The 17,566-nt window shown below is 46.3% G+C and carries 15 protein-coding genes; 2 read left to right on the top strand and 13 right to left on the bottom strand.

Annotated features, from left to right (window positions below; translation table 11 throughout):
- Positions 1-4: 4 nt before the first annotated feature.
- Positions 5-1,279, bottom strand: coding sequence for a nickel-dependent lactate racemase (gene larA, locus CCC71_RS04630; protein ID WP_021841257.1), 1,275 nt, complete (start codon positions 1,277-1,279; stop codon positions 5-7).
- Positions 1,280-1,509: 230 nt separating this feature from the next.
- Positions 1,510-1,650 carry a hypothetical protein gene (locus CCC71_RS04625; protein ID WP_021841256.1) on the bottom strand — a complete coding sequence of 47 codons (141 nt, stop codon included), beginning with the start codon at positions 1,648-1,650 and terminating at the stop codon, positions 1,510-1,512.
- Positions 1,651-1,877: 227 nt separating this feature from the next.
- On the opposite strand from CCC71_RS04625, the gene CCC71_RS04620 reads away from it, so the two are divergent.
- Positions 1,878-3,593 carry a sensor histidine kinase gene (locus tag CCC71_RS04620; protein ID WP_296333109.1) on the top strand — a complete coding sequence of 572 codons (1,716 nt, stop codon included), beginning with the start codon at positions 1,878-1,880 and terminating at the stop codon, positions 3,591-3,593.
- A 12-nt stretch (positions 3,594-3,605) separates the two neighbouring features.
- Entirely contained in the window at positions 3,606-4,526 is a 921-nt protein-coding gene (locus CCC71_RS04615; RefSeq protein WP_127059357.1) for a LytR/AlgR family response regulator transcription factor, read from the top strand.
- A 252-nt stretch (positions 4,527-4,778) separates the two neighbouring features.
- Here the strand turns inward: CCC71_RS04615 and CCC71_RS04610 are convergent, their stop codons facing one another.
- From CCC71_RS04610 to CCC71_RS10930, 11 genes are all read right to left on the bottom strand, one after another.
- A complete protein-coding gene (locus CCC71_RS04610; RefSeq protein ID WP_021841253.1) occupies positions 4,779-6,608 on the bottom strand; it encodes a carbon starvation CstA family protein in 1,830 nt (609 codons plus the stop codon).
- Positions 6,609-6,885: 277 nt separating this feature from the next.
- The gene (locus CCC71_RS04605; RefSeq protein WP_021841252.1) at positions 6,886-7,008 is read right to left on the bottom strand and encodes a hypothetical protein; all 123 of its coding nucleotides are present in this window, start codon (positions 7,006-7,008) and stop codon (positions 6,886-6,888) included.
- 250 nt (positions 7,009-7,258) lie between these two features.
- Positions 7,259-8,428 carry an iron-containing alcohol dehydrogenase gene (locus CCC71_RS04600; protein ID WP_021841251.1) on the bottom strand — a complete coding sequence of 390 codons (1,170 nt, stop codon included), beginning with the start codon at positions 8,426-8,428 and terminating at the stop codon, positions 7,259-7,261.
- A gap of 110 nt (positions 8,429-8,538) precedes the next feature.
- Positions 8,539-9,723: an aldose epimerase family protein gene (locus tag CCC71_RS04595; RefSeq protein WP_295223945.1), complete on the bottom strand. Its 1,185-nt coding sequence runs from the start codon at positions 9,721-9,723 to the stop codon at positions 8,539-8,541.
- A 114-nt stretch (positions 9,724-9,837) separates the two neighbouring features.
- Complete coding sequence (locus CCC71_RS04590) at positions 9,838-10,902, bottom strand: GTP 3',8-cyclase MoaA (protein WP_363307074.1); 1,065 nt, start codon at positions 10,900-10,902, stop codon at positions 9,838-9,840.
- A gap of 19 nt (positions 10,903-10,921) precedes the next feature.
- Positions 10,922-11,359 carry an MOSC domain-containing protein gene (locus CCC71_RS04585; protein ID WP_296333105.1) on the bottom strand — a complete coding sequence of 146 codons (438 nt, stop codon included), beginning with the start codon at positions 11,357-11,359 and terminating at the stop codon, positions 10,922-10,924.
- Positions 11,360-11,747: 388 nt separating this feature from the next.
- Positions 11,748-13,082, bottom strand: a complete 1,335-nt coding sequence (locus tag CCC71_RS04580) for a nucleobase:cation symporter-2 family protein (RefSeq protein ID WP_021841247.1) — start codon at positions 13,080-13,082, stop codon at positions 11,748-11,750.
- 482 nt (positions 13,083-13,564) lie between these two features.
- Positions 13,565-14,899 (bottom strand): nucleobase:cation symporter-2 family protein, encoded by a 1,335-nt coding sequence (locus CCC71_RS04575; protein ID WP_295224020.1) that lies wholly within the window; start codon positions 14,897-14,899, stop codon positions 13,565-13,567.
- Positions 14,900-15,007: 108 nt separating this feature from the next.
- Entirely contained in the window at positions 15,008-16,633 is a 1,626-nt protein-coding gene (xdh, locus tag CCC71_RS10940; protein WP_296333104.1) for a selenium-dependent xanthine dehydrogenase, read from the bottom strand.
- Positions 16,579-16,947 (bottom strand): hypothetical protein, encoded by a 369-nt coding sequence (locus tag CCC71_RS10935; protein ID WP_296333102.1) that lies wholly within the window; start codon positions 16,945-16,947, stop codon positions 16,579-16,581. The genes xdh and CCC71_RS10935 overlap by 55 nt, the downstream gene beginning before the upstream one ends.
- 15 nt (positions 16,948-16,962) lie before the next feature.
- Positions 16,963-17,562: a 2Fe-2S iron-sulfur cluster-binding protein gene (locus tag CCC71_RS10930; RefSeq protein WP_296333100.1), complete on the bottom strand. Its 600-nt coding sequence runs from the start codon at positions 17,560-17,562 to the stop codon at positions 16,963-16,965.
- Between the last annotated feature and the right edge of the window lie 4 nt (positions 17,563-17,566).

The following is a 17,566-nucleotide window of genomic DNA, read 5'->3' as shown; positions in this document are numbered from 1 at the left end:
CCTTTTATTTCACTACAACCGATACTCCATCAGGAATGACAGTTATTGATGCATTCTTCCCTTTTATCTCCATAGCACGATTTAAAGCTTCCGCAAATGTAAAGGCATGTTCAATATGCATGTCTTTTAACATTTGAGGATCACACTGATCAGTCACAACAATGACTGTAAATTGGTCAAGAATTCGTGCTAGAATTTGCATTTCCCACTGATCCGGAATTGTTTCATTCCGTGGCACCTTAGCAATGCGGTCAAGCAGTTCTCTAGGGGTTTTGACCGCCTTTAAATTATCATATAGGGATTGACCGCCGTGCCCATCATTGCAGGCCGCAATCATAATAATAACGCCATCTTTATTGCATGTTGCTTCAGCGGCCGTCATCCCTTTAACCGCTTGATAAATATTCTGGTCCAACGGATAGCCGCCATTAGTGGTAACAACAATATCAGCGGGTGCCTTTGGTACGCTGGCAAGTTTTGAAACAAATTCACAGCCTACTTCATGGGCTTTTTCAGAATCGCCGGCAAAGGCATTGATAATATGCTTTTCAGAATCGATAACAACGTTTAGGATAAATGCTAAATTAGCAGCTTTAGCAGCGTATTTCATATCTTTATGAATAGGGTTGTTTTCCAATATACCGGTCCTGGCATTTGGGCTATTTATAAATTCAGCACAGTGATTGGCCATGACTGTAACCGCTGAGGCAATCCCCGGTAAAATACTCTTACGACCTCCGGAAAAACCGGCAAAAAAGTGCGGTTCAATGAAACCTTCGGCTATGAGTAATTCTGTTTCTACAGCTAATTTATTGATGATACACGCACCGCCTGACGGCAAAGTACCAATTCTCGCCATTTGCGAGTCATCACCGGATATATGATTTACAATCTTTTCATGGGCTACGATGTCCGGACCGAATTTATCGATCATTTCTTCCTTGGTTGTGGGTCTGTGAAAACCGGTAGCCACGAGAATTGTAATATCAATGGCAGGATTCACCTCACGGATTCGACGCAGCAAAATCGGCATGGTAATCTTACTTGGTACCGGTCTGGTATGGTCACTGGTGATGATGACCATGTTCTTTTTCCCTTTAACCAGGTCTTCTAATTTGACACTGCCAATCGGATTATCCAAGGCTTGTTCCACTAATGCTTCTTCAGGTGCCGTAGCCTTATATTCGGCTGAGCCGGATTCTAAAACGCCTTTGAGATTTGCTTCCGGCACCTGGATTGAAATGAAGTCTTTTGAGTATGGTACTTTAAATGTGCGCATATTATAGCCCCCTAATAGATATAAAACCTACGCCCTAAACCTCCATGTGATATGAGTGACAAATAATTTTTGAAAATATATTCATTTTTCTTATCACGAGTTAAATATATCACTCGTCAATCAAATTTGCAATAATTAAATCAAGTTTAGACCATAAAAATAAGCCCAATATACATCATTTCAACGAAATGAATATATTGAGCCTATGCAAAGTTTAAGTTAAACCGTTTTTATAATCCGAAAATCCAGAACACGCCCAAGCGCACAAAGCTGAGTGTGAGCACCCAGAACGCCAAGAAATGAAGGGTACCTTCGAGACCCTGACCTAAACGGTTTGCCCCGGATTTAAATACGATATCGCACCAACACATACTATGCCTCCTATCAAACTAAACTGTCACTGTGACAGGTAATCAATCATTCAATCTTGCCTAATCTCACCTATGTTTTAGATGGTTTTATTTTACTAAATTCGTCATCGTTTCACAATCGAAAAATGACCATTTTGCAATCTTAATATAACCCTATGGCTATCCTTTAGTATTTTGCATCTGTGATATAATAATAACAATAAATTGCATTAACGAAAGGATTTTTCATGGCTATCGACATACTTTTACTTGAAATGATAAAACGCATCAGCTATGCCGTCATACTGGGGCTCATCGTTTCAAGGCTCAAACTTTTCGACCGTCTCATGGTCAACAAACTATCGTGGTTCGACCGCATCGCCTTTACGGTCATTTTTTCCAGCATCGCCATCCTCGGCACCTACGGCGGGATTCCCATTCAGGATGCCCTTGCCAACTCGCGCATGATTGGTATCATGGCGGCCGGTCTCATTGGCGGCCCGTACCTCGGCACGTCCGTCGGTATCGTGTCCGGCTTGCACCGCTATTCGTTGGGTGGTTTTACGGCCCTTGCCTGTGCCATTTCCTCCATCACCGAAGGGTTCTTGGCCGGTCTTTTTCAAAAATACTACAAAGGCAAGCTCATTCCGTGGCCGATTGCCCTCGGTATCGGGTTCTTCGGCGAGATTCTGCAGATGCTTATCATCTTGCTCGTCGCTCAGCCCTATGACCAAGCATACGCCCTCGTAAACAGCATCGCTGTACCGATGACGATTGCCAACTCGTTAGGCCTTGCCCTTTTCATGTATATCATCAAAGCAGGCCTCTACCAACGGACGCAGCAAAAGGCGAATCAGAGTCAAAATATCTTGTCCATCGCCCGCGAAACGGTACGTTATTTCCGTAAAGGTCTTAATCCGGATTCGGCCAATGCGGTTGTGCAAATTATTAAAAAGCACAGCCCCTACGACGCGGTGTCTATTACGGATACGAAGCAGGTTCTCGCCTATATCGGGGCCGAAAGCAATCACCATGCGCCCGGCATGAATGACCATTTGACGCATGTAACCATCGATTCGTTGACGTCCGGTACGATTCATATCGCCTACTCGCCAGCTGAAATCGGTTGTACCCACCCGAACTGTACGCTCAGCAGTGCCATTGTGGTACCGCTCATGATAAAAACGCGTATCATCGGTACGTTGAAGATGTATTATACATCGCCGTCCTATCATCCGGATTCGTCGGATATTGCCTTCGCTCAAGGTCTGGCTGACTTATTTTCAACCCAGCTGGAGCTGACGGAAATCGACTACCAACGTCGTTTGACCGAGGCAGCGAAAATGCAGGCATTACATACCCAGATTAATCCGCATTTTCTGTTCAATACGCTGAATACCATTTCCTCATTGATTCGTACCAATCCGGAGCTGGCAAGGCGTTTGCTCATCAAATTCTCGCAAATTTTCCGTTTTACCTTGCAGTATACGGGCCGCGTTATTATGTTTGAAAAAGAATGGGCTCAGGTCAGCGGTTTTCTTGAAATTGCCATTGCCCGCCACGGCGATAAGTTATTCGTAACGCATAATTTGGACCCCGCTATTTTCAGCTACGGCATCCCGTCCTTAACGCTGCAACCGATTATTGAAAACTCCATCAAGCACGGTCTCCAACCGCGCGAGGTGGGCGGTTCCATCGCCATTGAAGGAACCATGACGGACACGGATATTATAATCACCGTTACCGATGACGGCGTCGGTTTCCAAGGCGACCCGGATTATTATCTGGAACATCCGCCACAAGGTCATATCGGACTTAGCAATGTGCATCACCGCTTGCGCGGTCTCTACGATGCCCCGTACGGTCTTGAAATTACTTCGGTTCCTGAAGAAGGCACCACCGTTGTTATCCGCATCCCTAAAGTTCAACCGGAATCCGATCCGACACCGGAACGAACGGAATAGAAAGGCGATTCTATGATTCGCACCATCCTTATTGATGATGAAGCGCCGGCTCGCGACGAGCTGCGGTACTTACTCACTACCAACCACAGTGATGTAATCGATATTATCGGCGAAGCCGACAACGCTACGGCCGCGATTTCTTTAATTACCCGTGAAAAACCGGCTTTAATCTTCCTTGATATCCATATGCGCGGTCTGTCCGGTTTGGAACTGGCTCAAGTCATTCACGACATTTCACCGGATAGCAAAATCATCTTTGCCACGGCCTATGATGAATATGCCCTCAAAGCCTTCGAGCTGCAGGCTTTAGACTATGTGGTAAAACCGATTGAAGATGACCGTTTGGCTAAAGCGGTTCAGCATGTGCAAAAATTGGTGGGAGCCACCGGCCATACGCAGTCACACGGCACCGGAGCCGCCGGTAACGCAGCCGCAAGTAATGGTACAACCGCTAACCATGCAGCCGCTAACAATGCTACATCAGTTGCGGCCACCGGAGCCAAAAGTGCTCCCGAAGCTATCAGCGTAGCCGGTGCAAAGCAGAACGACGCAAACGATCAAAGCATCAAGCCTGTTATCCGCACTAATAAACTGGCCGTTGATGACGGTGCCCACATCATGCTCATCGACATCGACAGCATCAACTACATTACCGGTGAATCGGGCCGTCTCGACGTTCATACCGATACCGGTAAATACGGCTCCAATAAAACGCTGACGGAGTTACAGGATCGCTTAAAAGGCACATCCCTCTTCCGCGTTCACCGCAGTTATATCGTCAACTTAAATAAAGTGCAGGAAGTCATTCCGTGGTTCAAAGGCACTTATTGGTTACGTTTGCCCCAGCAGACGGCCAAAGGCCAAGAGCTCGTAGATATTCCAGTGAGCAAGGCACAGGTTAAACTGATTAAAGAATTGTTGGGCATCAGCTAAGAAAGCCGCGGACTATAAGACAACGACTTGGACTATACGACAAAGCATCAAATGCTTAATTAATAAGCTAGCCTCAACAATCAGCTTCAAACATTTTAACAATATACGACAAATGCCATAGGCATCGTTACTACGGTTTTCACCGAGCAACGTGTCTATGGCATTTTTTATCTGCTTAACAGCATAATTTAAGGGCGTACATTTATGTTTGTAAGCTATTAGTCGTTTACTTTTTAGCCTATTAACGTTCGATTAAACGTTTTCAGGTTCCATATCTTCGAGAGTTTCCTCTTCGATATCAGCTTCGGTACGGAAATCTTGCGGCTGTTTTGCCAAACGAATCCAGCTGCGAACCGCTTCAACCATAACGACTGCTACCAAGATGAACATGACTACACTAACGCCAACGAGCATCCACTGACCTTCCGGAATGTAGTTGCCGAATACGTTTTGATAGTCAGCCATAACAGTGATGATGGCAATGAAGAAACATGGAATCATCGTTACCCATGCATAGCGTTTGTGGCCAAGGTGCATGATAACCGTTGTACCGATGGCGAGACCCATAGTTGCTAAGAGCTGGTTGGATACGCCGAATAATGGCCAAATGGTACCGATGTTACCTTGTAATACGAGGTAACCCCAAGTGAAACATACGAGGAAGGACGCAATGTAAACGCCTGGTAACCAGTGAGCGTCTTTCATTTTTGGCCAAGCCATACCCAATAATTCCTGCACCATATAACGGCTTACGCGAGTACCGGTATCGATCAAAGTCAAGATGAACAAGGCTTCGAACATGATACAGAAGTGGTACCAGTAGCTCATCAAGTGAGACATGTTAGGAATTTTGGAGAAAATGTGAGCCATACCAACTGCCAAGGATACAGCGCCGCCCGGACGGTGCATCAAGTCTTCCCCTACCATCTGGGAAAGCATTGGCAATTCTTGAACTTGAAGACCCAATGCGGAGAAAGTTTCCGTAGTGGAGTTAATTGCAAAGTAATCGTTTGGATGTAAGCTGGTTGCTGCAATCAAAGCCATCATAGCGATGAAGGCTTCAGTAAGCATCGCACCGTAACCGATTGGGAGCATTTCTTTTTCATTCGTAATCATTTTAGGAGTTGTACCGGTAGATACGGTCGCATGGAAACCGGACAACGCACCACAAGCAATGGTGATGAATACGAATGGAACTGCGGAACCGCTAAGTACAGGGCCACCGCCGTTTACATAGTCGGAGAAAGCTGGCATTTGAAGAACCGGCATAACAAGAATAATACCTAAGGCTAATGCACCGATGGTGCCGACTTTCATGTAAGTGGACAAGTAACCACGTGGAGCTAATAATAACCAAACCGGTAGAGCGGCTGCGAAGAAGCTGTAAACAGCCAACATGATTTGAATGGATTTACGATCCCAAGTGAAGTAAGGGGCCAAAGAAGAATGAGCGATGTCAGGACCGTATACAACAGCGGCCATGATTAAAGCTACACCGATAACAGTGGCTTCACGAATTTTGCCCGGGCGAATCCAACGAAGGTAAATACCGATGAATACGGCGATAGGAATCGTAGCACTTACTGTGAAAAAGCCCCATGGGGAGTTTTCAAGGGAGTTGGCAACTACGGCTGCCATACCGGCCATCGTGATGATGAGCAAGAACAAAGTAGCAAGCAACGTGCCCATACCGGCAACGCTGGAAATTTCGGATTTTGCAATATCCGCAATGGATTTACCGTTATAACGAACGGATGCAAAAAGCAACACGAAGTCGTGAACGGCACCGGCTAATACGGAACCAATCAAAATCCAGAGCACGCCCGGTAAGTAACCGAACTGAGCGGCAATTACAGGACCAACCAAAGGACCGGCACCGGCAATCGCTGCAAAGTGCTGACCGAAAGTAACCCATTTGTTGGTTGGTACATAGTCTACCCCGTCATTAATCGCTACCGCCGGGGTTGTGCGATATTGATTTACTGTTAATACTTTAGCCGCCACGAATGACCCGTACAAGCGATAGGCAATTACGAGTATGAGGGCCGAAGCAATGACTAAATAAAGCCCGTTCATTTCCATAAACATAAACCTCCTAAAATAAATGCAATAAACTATGCTGTAAGATATTTTATAACCTATCTTTATCTGATAGCATTGTATGTTATTTTAGAAAAGGCGTAAACGAGTTTTCGATGAATGGAACAAAAGAGGCGGTCAATAGAAATAAGACCGCCTCAAAGGAAATAGAATTTATTGAGTTTTATCTTTTTACAAACAGCTATTGTATTTACCATAAATACTTTCTGCCGCAAAAAGTCTATTTAATACTACATCTGCTCAAGCGAATTTGCTTTCGCTACTCCCCTTTATCTTTTAAATGGCGTGTCGCAATCTCAGCCAGCTTTTCTATCAATTCCATATTTTCCCGATCTTCATCACTAAGCGATTTTACGTAATCTTTGTAGTCATCCCATGTCATAGCTAATTCCCCTTACCCAATAATATCCGATTTGAATTTATCCCAAAAAAGCGACACTTTCGTGCCGCTTTCGGGTAGGTGATGCCGCCATCACCAAGAGCTCTTAAGAGCCATATGCTACTGTTATACTAACACTTCTATTTATTAATAGCAATGAACAAACAGTTCATTTATGTAAAGTTTCGGTATATATATTGTAATTTTCTTTAAACACTTGAAAAGCTCTTATCAATTAATTATCGAAAATTAATCATAACGCGCTCTGATAAATCGCCAAAATATCTTCCGTCGTAAAGTTGGTATAGGATGTCGGATATCTGTTAGATTTTTCAGCAATCTTAGGCAACGCTTCAGCCGGAATACCCACTTCGGTAAGAGTTGTGGGAGCCCCGATGGATTTGAAATAAGCGCGCAACGCATCGATACCGGCCAAGGCCAAGGTGGCTTCGTTGGCGTATTCGTCTTCGCTGAGACCCCATACATTTTTAGCAAAGCGAACAAAACGAGGTAAATGATCTTTGTAAATATAACGAAGTAACATTGGATGTACAATGGCGAGGCCCGCACCATGCGGAATGTCGTAAAAAGCGGACAACGCATGTTCAATCTGATGGGCCATCCAATCCTGTTTTTTGCCAAGCCCCATAATACCGTTCAAAGCTAACGTTGCACCCCACATGAGGTTGGAACGAGCTTCATAGTCTTCCGGATTTTTAATGGCAACAGCTGCGTTAGCCATGATGTTTTTAAAAGCCGCTTCAATGAGGGCATCGCTCAAGTTGTTGGTTTCCGGCAAGGAGAAGTACTGTTCCATCAAATGGGAGAGCATATCGCAAATACCGTTAATCATCTGATTATGCGGCATGGAATAGGTGTAGACCGGATCTAAATAGGAGAACTGAGGGAACAGCGCATCGCCGTAACCGCCCATTTTCTTCTGCGATTCCCAATTGGTCACAACGCCGCGATTGTTCATTTCACTGCCTGTGGCTGACATGGTAAGCACAACACCAAACGGTAACGCATCGGTTACGTTTTCACGCTTCATAAACATGTGCTCCCACCAGTCATAGCCGGGCTCTGTTTTAGCCACTGCCGCAATGAATTTGGAGCAATCAATAACGGATCCGCCGCCTACCGCCAAGATGAAATCTATCTTATGTTCACGGCACAAATCAGCCCCTTCCTGCACTTTTTCAGTACGCGGATTGGACATAATACCGCTTAGTTCAATGACGTTTTTACCGGCCGCTTTAAGTTGCGCCATGACGTCGTCATAGATGCCGTTGCGTTTAATACTGCCACCGCCATAGGTTAACAGCACGTTTTGACCGTATTTTGCCAAATCTTGCTCTAATTGAGCTACACAGTCCTTGCCAAATACGATTTTGGTCGGATTATGAAATGTAAATGCGTCCATAGGTCTTAACCTCCTTGGTAAACAGGTATATCAATATAAATAAAACCGGCTGTGCTTGGCACAACCGGTCAAGTATCATACTTTAATTGTAAAATATATTATCGTTTTTGTCAGCCATTGAGTAAATCTACTCTATAGGTAATATGCCGCTCATAAATGGTCCCCGCTTTTGTCAGCGATTCGCCGAAATTAGGCATGTTCACATCATTCGGGGCAAATTGCGGCTCTATGCACATGCCGCTGTAAGGCCCGTAATGCACGCCGTCACGGCCGGTCTCATCGAGCCAGTTACCGGTGTACAATTGAAAGCCCGGCGCATTGGAATATACTTCCAGGGCTAAATCAGCTACGTGCATAGTCCCACACAAAGCCAGGTGTTTGGTCATATCCTCCCTATCGCTGAAACGGTGATTAACGGGTAGCGCAAACATTTTGCTGGTCGTAGGCAGGCGCAAAACATACTGATGATCATAGCCTCTATATTCCGCCAATTCTTCCTTATAGGCATTCAAATTGTTCCCTAAGGTACGCCATACACTGAAATCAAAAGGTGTTCGTTCTACCGAAGCAATATGACCGGTAGGGATTTGGTTTTCACCAAACGGCATGTAACGAATCGCGTCTAAGCGCAATTGGTGATTCGTTATCAACGGCTGTTCTTTAGGGCCTTCATTAGTGGTCGACGCCTCTGGTGCCTCCTGCAGAGCGGCAAAATTACGATTCTTGGTCACGCTCGCTAAATCGGTGCCGTTCAAATTAAAATAACTGTGCCCCGTAATATTAACTACGGAATTACGGGATGTCATATAGCGATACGTTAAATTCACGTCCGCCCCATTGACGATAATATCCAGTTGTACTCGCAAGTCGCCGGGAAAGCCGTCTTCTTCACTGCGCAACATCGTGGCCAACGTGATTTTATCATAATTAAAGGCCTGCTTAGCGCTTTGCGGCACTAAATGCCACACGTCAAAACTTAAACTGTTTTCACCACTGTGTAATAAGTTGGGACCGTTATTCGGCTTCCAATGATACTCGGTGCCGTCAATTTCACAACGAGCGCCGGCAATTCGATTGGCAACCCTACCGACGGACGCACCTAAATAGGACGTGCCCGCTTCATAGCCTTGTAAGGAGTCATAGCCCAACACAATATTGCGATCTAAGGGTTTAACAATAAAGTCGACGATGGTGGCCCCTCTGTCGATTACGCGCAGCTTAATTGTATCCGATTCCAATTCATACATAGTAACAGGTTCACCATTAGCCGTTGTGCCCCAATCAAATCGTTTCATTACACCACCTCATTTTCCGTTCAAGCTGACCATTCACCCTATGGTCAAACCCAAACTGCCGCTTTCTTCACATAGTTTAGCCTAAACTGTCCTTTACACCCTATAAGTCTATACTTAACCGCCGATGCGCCACATGGCACGCTTAGGCGCCGCCATATCCGGCCCTTCGTGCTGCTCACGGCGCAGCTGCAATACATCTTTAATGTGCTCAGCCAATTCTTCGGAGGACTTACCCTGTCGCACCAAGCTGACCAAATCCGCTTCATCATCGCGCAATAAGCAAAGACGCAAACGCCCGTCCGATGTGAGTCGCACGCGGTTGCATTCATGGCAATAGCTGTGGCTCATTGGGAAAATAAAGCCCACCACCGGACCTTGCGGCAATGCATAATACGTAGCCGGACCGAAGCCGGTTACCGATTTAGATTTTTTAACAGCAGTCGCTTTACCGTCTTTGACTTCATCCGCTTCAACACCATTACCGTTGTTGCTTTTAGCGCCCTTTTTAGCTCCGTTCTTTTCAACCGGAATTAGCGGTCCCCCGCAGATTCTGGTTAGCTGAGCCTGCCACTCTTCAAAAGTCGGGCCTCTAAATGTCTGGCCTTGGAACGGCATGTATTCAATAAAACGCCAGATGACCGGCCATTTTTCCATATACGCCAATAAGGAACGCACCATATCGTCGGACATGGGTTCCATTAGTACTGTATTTATTTTAACCGACGTGAAACCCGCTGCCAAGGCCGCTTCAATGCCTTCAATAACGGCCGGCAATTGACCGGTTCGTCCGGTTCGTACATCAAAGATAAGCTCATCCACCGCATCAAGGCTGATGTTTACGCGATTAAGACCAAGCTTTTGAAGCTCCTTGGCCCGTTTCCCCAACAAGCTGCCGTTGGTCGTCATGGATACGTCTTCAAACCACTGACGCTCCTGCAGTTTCTGGAGTAATTCGTCCAAATGCGGATAGAGTAGCGGTTCACCGCCCGTAAGACGCAAGGCTCGTACGCCCAGTTGATGAAACGCCCCCAAAACAGTGAGCCATTCATCGGGCGTCAATAAGTTCGTCTGAGTTTCCGGCGTAATCGCCTCCGGCCGACAATAGGGACAACAAAAGTTGCAGGCTTCGGTCAGCGAAAGACGCACATATTCAATTGTCCGTTGCCAATTATCCTGCACCATACAATTCAATTCTCCTTTATTTGTTACTGACGGTCACTTCATCGCCGACGCGAATCTTGCCGCCTGCAAGCACACGGGCAAAAATCCCTTGGATCGGCATAATACAGGAACCCACCTGTTTTTGGATTTCACAACCGGAATGGCATTCCTTGCCGATTTGTGTCACTTCAAGCACAATACCGTTGCCCACATTGAGCTTCGTGCCCACCGGCAATTCGTATAAAACGAGGCCTTCCACGGTGATGTTTTCAGCAAAATCGCCGGGATTCACATCGGCTCCCTTGGCGCGCATCAAGTCGATACTCTGAATGCCGAGCAAGCTAATCTGACGGTGCCATTTACCGGCATGAGCATCGCCGGCCATGCCGAAATCGGTCAACAATTCCGCTTCCGAAATGTTGTGTTTTTTCTGACCTTTTTTTTCACTTATGGAAATAGCAATAATCTTTGCCATATATATGTAAATCCTTTCTGTTGCATACAAAAATACATCATCATTAAAACCATAGCCACCATAAATCTAAAACATGCACCGGTTCTAATAATCTATATCTAGTATGCCACCGCAGGCGCCGGTTTGTATGTTGCACCGGCAACGCCCGCATTGATTGTTTTCAATATTCTAAACTTTATTATAACATGCTATAATTGAATTTAATACTGTTTAACAAAATAATGCCATATTTATTCAACATAATACTATCGAGTTCGAAGCTATGCTGAATACCGCGTATCGTTGAATAAACAACAAGGGACCACAAATCAATGTGGTCCCTCTATTTTGCAAAAATTCAGACGATTTTAAGCATCATCTTTTTATGATTGCTCAGCCAATTAACCGATTAATCTTCCTCTTCCACCGCTTCTTCGTGACCCACGCCGTTGAAGATAAGGTTCAACACAACGGCGGTCAAACTGCCAAGGGTGATACCGCTATGAAGGATAACGGACGTCCAGCTTGGGAAGTTATGATAGAAGTTCGGCTCGGTCAAGGTTACCATGCTCATACCGATACTTACGGCTACGAGCATCAAGTTATAGTTGCCATCAAAGTTTACTTTGGAAAGTGCGCGAATACCACTGGCAATAATCATGCCGAACATGGCAATGCCGGCACCGCCCAACACGGAGTTCGGAATGCACGCAACAATGGCCGCCATCTTAGGCACTAAACCGAGCACCACGAGAATAAGACCGGACGTTGCTACTACGAAACGGCTTTTCACACGAGTTACCGCCAAAAGACCTACGTTCTGCGCAAACGCCGTGTATGGGAAACTGTTAAAAATGCCGCCGAGCATTGTGGATAAACCGTCGGCCCGCAAACATCTGGCGAGTCCTTTACGCCCCATCGGTTTCCCTACAATTTCACCGATAGCTACGCAGTCGCCGGTCGTTTCTACCATAACTACAAACATAACGATAATCATGGAGATGATGGCGCCCACATCAAAGGTCGGATAACCGAAGGAGAATGGTGTAATAAAGGCCACCCAATCTGCTTGGCCTACTTTGCTGAAATCGGCTACACCCATGATAGTGGCAATAATGGTGCCGCCAATGAGCCCGATCAACACGGAGATGTTACTCAAAAAGCCTTTACAATAACGATATACGATAATAACAATGGCTAAGGTAATAAAGGCCAAGAATAAACTCATAGGACTGGCAAATTCAGGTGATGTCGGCTTGCCATACCCTGTAATCCAACGCACGGATACCGGCAATAAAGTAATACCGATAATCGTGATAATCGTACCGGTTACCACCGGCGGGAATAAACGGATTAAACGACTGAAATACGGCGCTATCAGGAAGGTAAACAGGCCGGCCACGATTATGGCCCCATAAATAGCCGTCATACCGCCTTGCGTACCGATAACAATCATCGGTGTAACTGACGCAAAGGTAACGCCTTGAATCATCGGAATTCGAGCGCCCACTTTCCAAAAGCCCAAGGTCTGAATCAGTGTGGCAATCCCACAAGTAAATAAATCCGCGTTAATTAAGTGAATTAACTGTTCCGCTGACAAATGCATGGCCTGAGCCACAATAATCGGTACGGCTACGGCACCGGCGTACATGGCCAACACGTGCTGCAAACCATAGGCAAATAGTTGCGTAGGCGGCAGCATTTCATCCACGGGATGTAATGACCGTTTTGTTTCTTCGCTCATGAGAACCTCCTCATACTAACAACCTGCTTAATACCTACTGATAATTATATACCCTCTTATATAATTATATTTTATACAGTTTCCATCAATAAGACAAATATCCGCGCAACAAATTCATAACTATTTTTTGTCGTTTAATAATTTATTCTTATTTAATCTAAACTATATATTTATCCTATTTATTAAACAATGATTGTTCCGTTTTGTCAAAATTATTTTTTTGAAAAAACAAAGCACCTCATATGAAAGTAATTTTGATAGCGGTTTCAAAAGAGTAAAGGGACAAAAGGCGATTCCCCCACAGCACCGATTAAAGTTAAAGCTAATAAGGCTAACTTTTTGGCACTATACTCAGAATCGCCTTTATCTAATATTCAATTTTTAAATTTAGCATCTGATGAGTTTTCAAATTTAGCATTTAACGAGTTTTAAATTTAACATTTGATACTGTATTAATTTTAATTCTTATTTAATCCTAATTGCTATTTAATCTTATCCGGCCGATCCGACGGATGTCCTTCGCTGCCGTTCGAGAGCACGTTCATAAGCACGGCTACCAAGCTGCCCAAGGTAATGCCGCTATGCATTACGGTCTGAGCCCATTCAGGGAAGCGGGCAAAAAAGCTCGGATACACTAGTGTAATCATGCCCACGCTGATGCTGACTGCTACAATCATCAAGTTATAATTGCCTTCAAAGGATACTTTACCTAAGGCGCGAATCCCGCTGGCAATAATCATACCGAACATGGCAAGACCGGCTCCGCCGAGAACGGCACTCGGAATGGACGCAATCAAGGCCCCCATCTTAGGGAATAAGCCCAATACCAATAGAATAATACCGGAGCAAGCCACTACATAGCGGCTCTTAATGCCCGTTACCGCTACAAGCCCTACGTTTTGAGCAAACGCAGAATGTGGGAAGGTATTAAGTACACCCGCCAAAGCGGTGGAGATACCATCAGCCCGGAGGCAGGCGGCGAGGTGCGGTTTATTGATCTTGCGCCCTACGATTTCACCGATAGCAATGCAGTCACCAGTCGTTTCCACCATAATAACGAGCATTACAATCAGCATGGACAAAATGGCGGACCATTCAAACCGTGGGAAGCCAAAATACAGTGGTGGCACGATGCCGACCCAGTCAGCGTGACCAACGGCACTAAAATCGGTATAGCCCATAAAGTACGCCACCATAGTGCCGCCCATGAGACCGATTAAGATTGATAAATTACTGATAAAGCCTTTAAATACACGGTACACGAGCACCACGATGGCTAACGTAATTATGGCTAAGCCCAGATTGTGAAGGCTTGCAAAATCCGCTGAATTCGGATTGCCCCCGCCGGCCCAGCGAACGGCTACCGGTAAGAGCGAAATACCGATTAAGGTAATAATTGTCCCCGTTACAACGGGTGGGAAAAAACGAATCAATTTACTGAAATACGGCGAAATCAAGAACCCGATTAAGCCGGCCACGATAACGGCGCCGAAGATGGCCGTAAGGCCGAATTCTCGGCCGATAACCAACATCGGTGCTACCGAGGCAAAACTAACACCTTGAATCATTGGGATTCTGGCCCCTATTTTCCAGACCCCCAAGGTTTGAATCAAGGTAGCAATGCCGGCCGCCATAAGGTCGGCATTGATTAAACATGTCAAAAGTTCTGTGGAAAGGCCCAATCCTTGGGCGATAATAATCGGCACGGCTACCGCACCGGCATACATGGCCAGTACGTGCTGCAAGCCGTAAGCAAACATCTGTCCCACCGGTAAAATTTCATCTACCGGATTCACGCGCTTGGTGCCACCCGGCATTGTTACTTCAACCGCATCCGTTAGTGTTTCCGTAAGTTCATCGACGCCTACAGCGTTCGACTGCACTACTTCGGTTCTATCCGTTGTCATACCCCTTCAACTCCTTGCCTATCGTTTATAGCCTGTATGTTGCAAAGGAAGTCGCCGACGTTCTTCTTTATCAATATGACGGTATGCATTGGATATAGCCGGAGCCATCGGAATGCTGGCAATTTCGCCAATCCCTTTCGCTCCGTACGCCATTTGGTCCGGCGTACCCTTTTCAACAAAATGTACGGTAATGTCCGGCCGCTGTTTCGCTCTGAGTAAACCCAAGGTTCCATATTTAGTTACTACACGACCGTTATCCATTTTAAAATCTTCTGTTACGCCGTAGCCCATGCCCATCAAAGTACCGCCCTCAACCTGCCCCTCACAGGCTTTCGGGTTAATGACACGTCCTACATCAAAGGCTACGTCCATTTTACTTACAAAGTTTTTCTCATCGATTGTGGCCACGCAGGCGCCATAACCGTACGCCACATGACTTACCGGATGCGGTTTGTCACTGCCCATCGGGTCCGTAATGCCGTGATATTCACCGTAATATTCACAACCTTCCAGGTCTTTTAACGTTTTCCCCGAATCAAGCACAGCTTTTAGCTCTTGGGCTGCCACATGCGTTGCCTCGCCGGTGAAAACAGTCTGTCTCGATGCTGTGGTAGTTCCCGAATCCGGCGTTCTATCCGTATCCGGCGCCTCAACGATGACATCATCCGGCGAAATTCCGGTAGTTTCGCAGAGAATATGAGTGGCTACGGTACCCAAACCTTGGCCGATACAGGCTGCAGACGTACGAATGCGCACTTTACCGTCCCGTACTTCAAGGCGTACACGACCCGTATCCGGCAAGCCTACGCCGATACCACTATTCTTCATACATACGGCGAGACCCGTTCTAGGTGAAGCATAGTAGGCCTCTTTTACCGCTTCCAAACATTCAACGAGCCCCGTTTCCGGTCCCGCCAATTGCCCATTCGGTAAGGATTCACCGGGGCGAACTGCGTTTTTATAACGGAACTCCCAAGGATCCATGCCCACCATTTCGGCGAGTAAATCAATGTTAATTTCCTGACCGAACACGCTTTGCGTTACGCCAAACCCCCGGAACGCACCGCCCGGTACATTATTGGTATAGTAGCAGGTACCTTCCACCGAGAAGTTGTCATAGTGGTAAGGTCCGCCCGAGTGGGTGCAGGCCCTTTGTAAAACCGGACCGCCCAAGGATGCATAAGCACCGCCGTCTGACACAATAACAACCTTGCTGGCTACCAAATTGCCTTCTTCATCACAGGCCGTGGTAATATCCATTTCCATAGCATGGCGCTTCACATGAATGTCCAGACTTTCCTGTCGTGAAAACTTCACTTTCACCGGCCGCTTGGTATGCCAAGCCATGAGTGCCGCATGATGCTGCACGCTCATGTCTTCCTTGCCGCCGAAACCGCCGCCTACCAGCATGCTGTGAACATGAATTTCACTTTGATCGACTTTTAACATACGGCTTACTTCGCGTTGCTCATCATACACGCTTTGACCACCCGTATACAGGTTGAGTCCGCCGTCTTCACGCGATTCCGCAATGGCACATTCCGGTTCCATGAACGCATGGTCCGTTTGCGGCGTCGAATAGTGACGGGTTACCACATATTTAGCCGCTTTAATAGCTGCGTACGCATCACCGCGATTAAGCACTTGATGGGATGCATATTGCCACCACTGTGAATGAGCGGTGCATCCGGTGCCATAGCCGCTTCCGGCGTTAGAATCGGGGTCAGTTCCGTATAGGTAACGTCCACCAAATTGCACACTTCATCAAGCGTGTCCTTATGTTCTGTCGCCACAAGGGCAATGGCATCGCCTATATAGCGCGTCGTATCGCCTTCGGCGATGAGCACGTCCCAATCTTGGATGATATGCCCCGTTTTATTAAAAGGCACGTCTTTCGCCAATAGCACCGTTACGCAATCGTGATGGGCTAAGGCCTTGGAAATGTCGATATGTTCCACCACGGCTCGCGGATATTAACTGCGTACCGCTTTGGCATAAATCATGCCCGGCAACACCATGTCATCGGTGTATAAACCGGTGCCCAAGGTTTTTTCCTTCGCATCGACCCGATGGAGTAAGCTGCCGATTTTACCGGATCTGTCGCTCTCGGGAATCGGACTGTTTTCACGAAATAGTTTCGCTGCCAACAAAATGGCGTCTTCAATTTTTACATACCCCGTGCAGCGACAAATATTACCGTTAATCGCTAACTTCACATCGTCGCGGGTAGGATTTAAATTCTCATCTAACAATGCTTTGGCGCTCATAACCATGCCGGGAATACAAAAACCGCACTGCACGGCACCGCATTCACCAAAAGCATATACATACACGTCTTTTTCTCGCTCCGTCAAGCCTTCGATGGTCACAACCGGCTTATCCGCCAACTGTGAAACCTTAAGTACACAGGCTTTTACCTTTTTCCCGCCGGCAATGACTGTACAAGCCCCGCAAGCGCCCGCTGCGCAACCATCCTTCGTCCCCGTTAAGTGAAGGTCATCGCGCAAATATTGAAGCAATGTCTTGTCCGTTGCTGTTTCATGCCATTGTCCGTTAATTTGAAATTTAAACATAGGG

This window comes from Veillonella sp. LMAG:90 (genome assembly GCF_008679445.1).
In the GTDB taxonomy this organism is placed as follows: domain Bacteria; phylum Bacillota; class Negativicutes; order Veillonellales; family Veillonellaceae; genus Veillonella_A.
The sequence above is the reverse complement of the archived record's forward strand: the minus strand, read 5'-3'. Positions and strand labels throughout refer to the sequence as shown.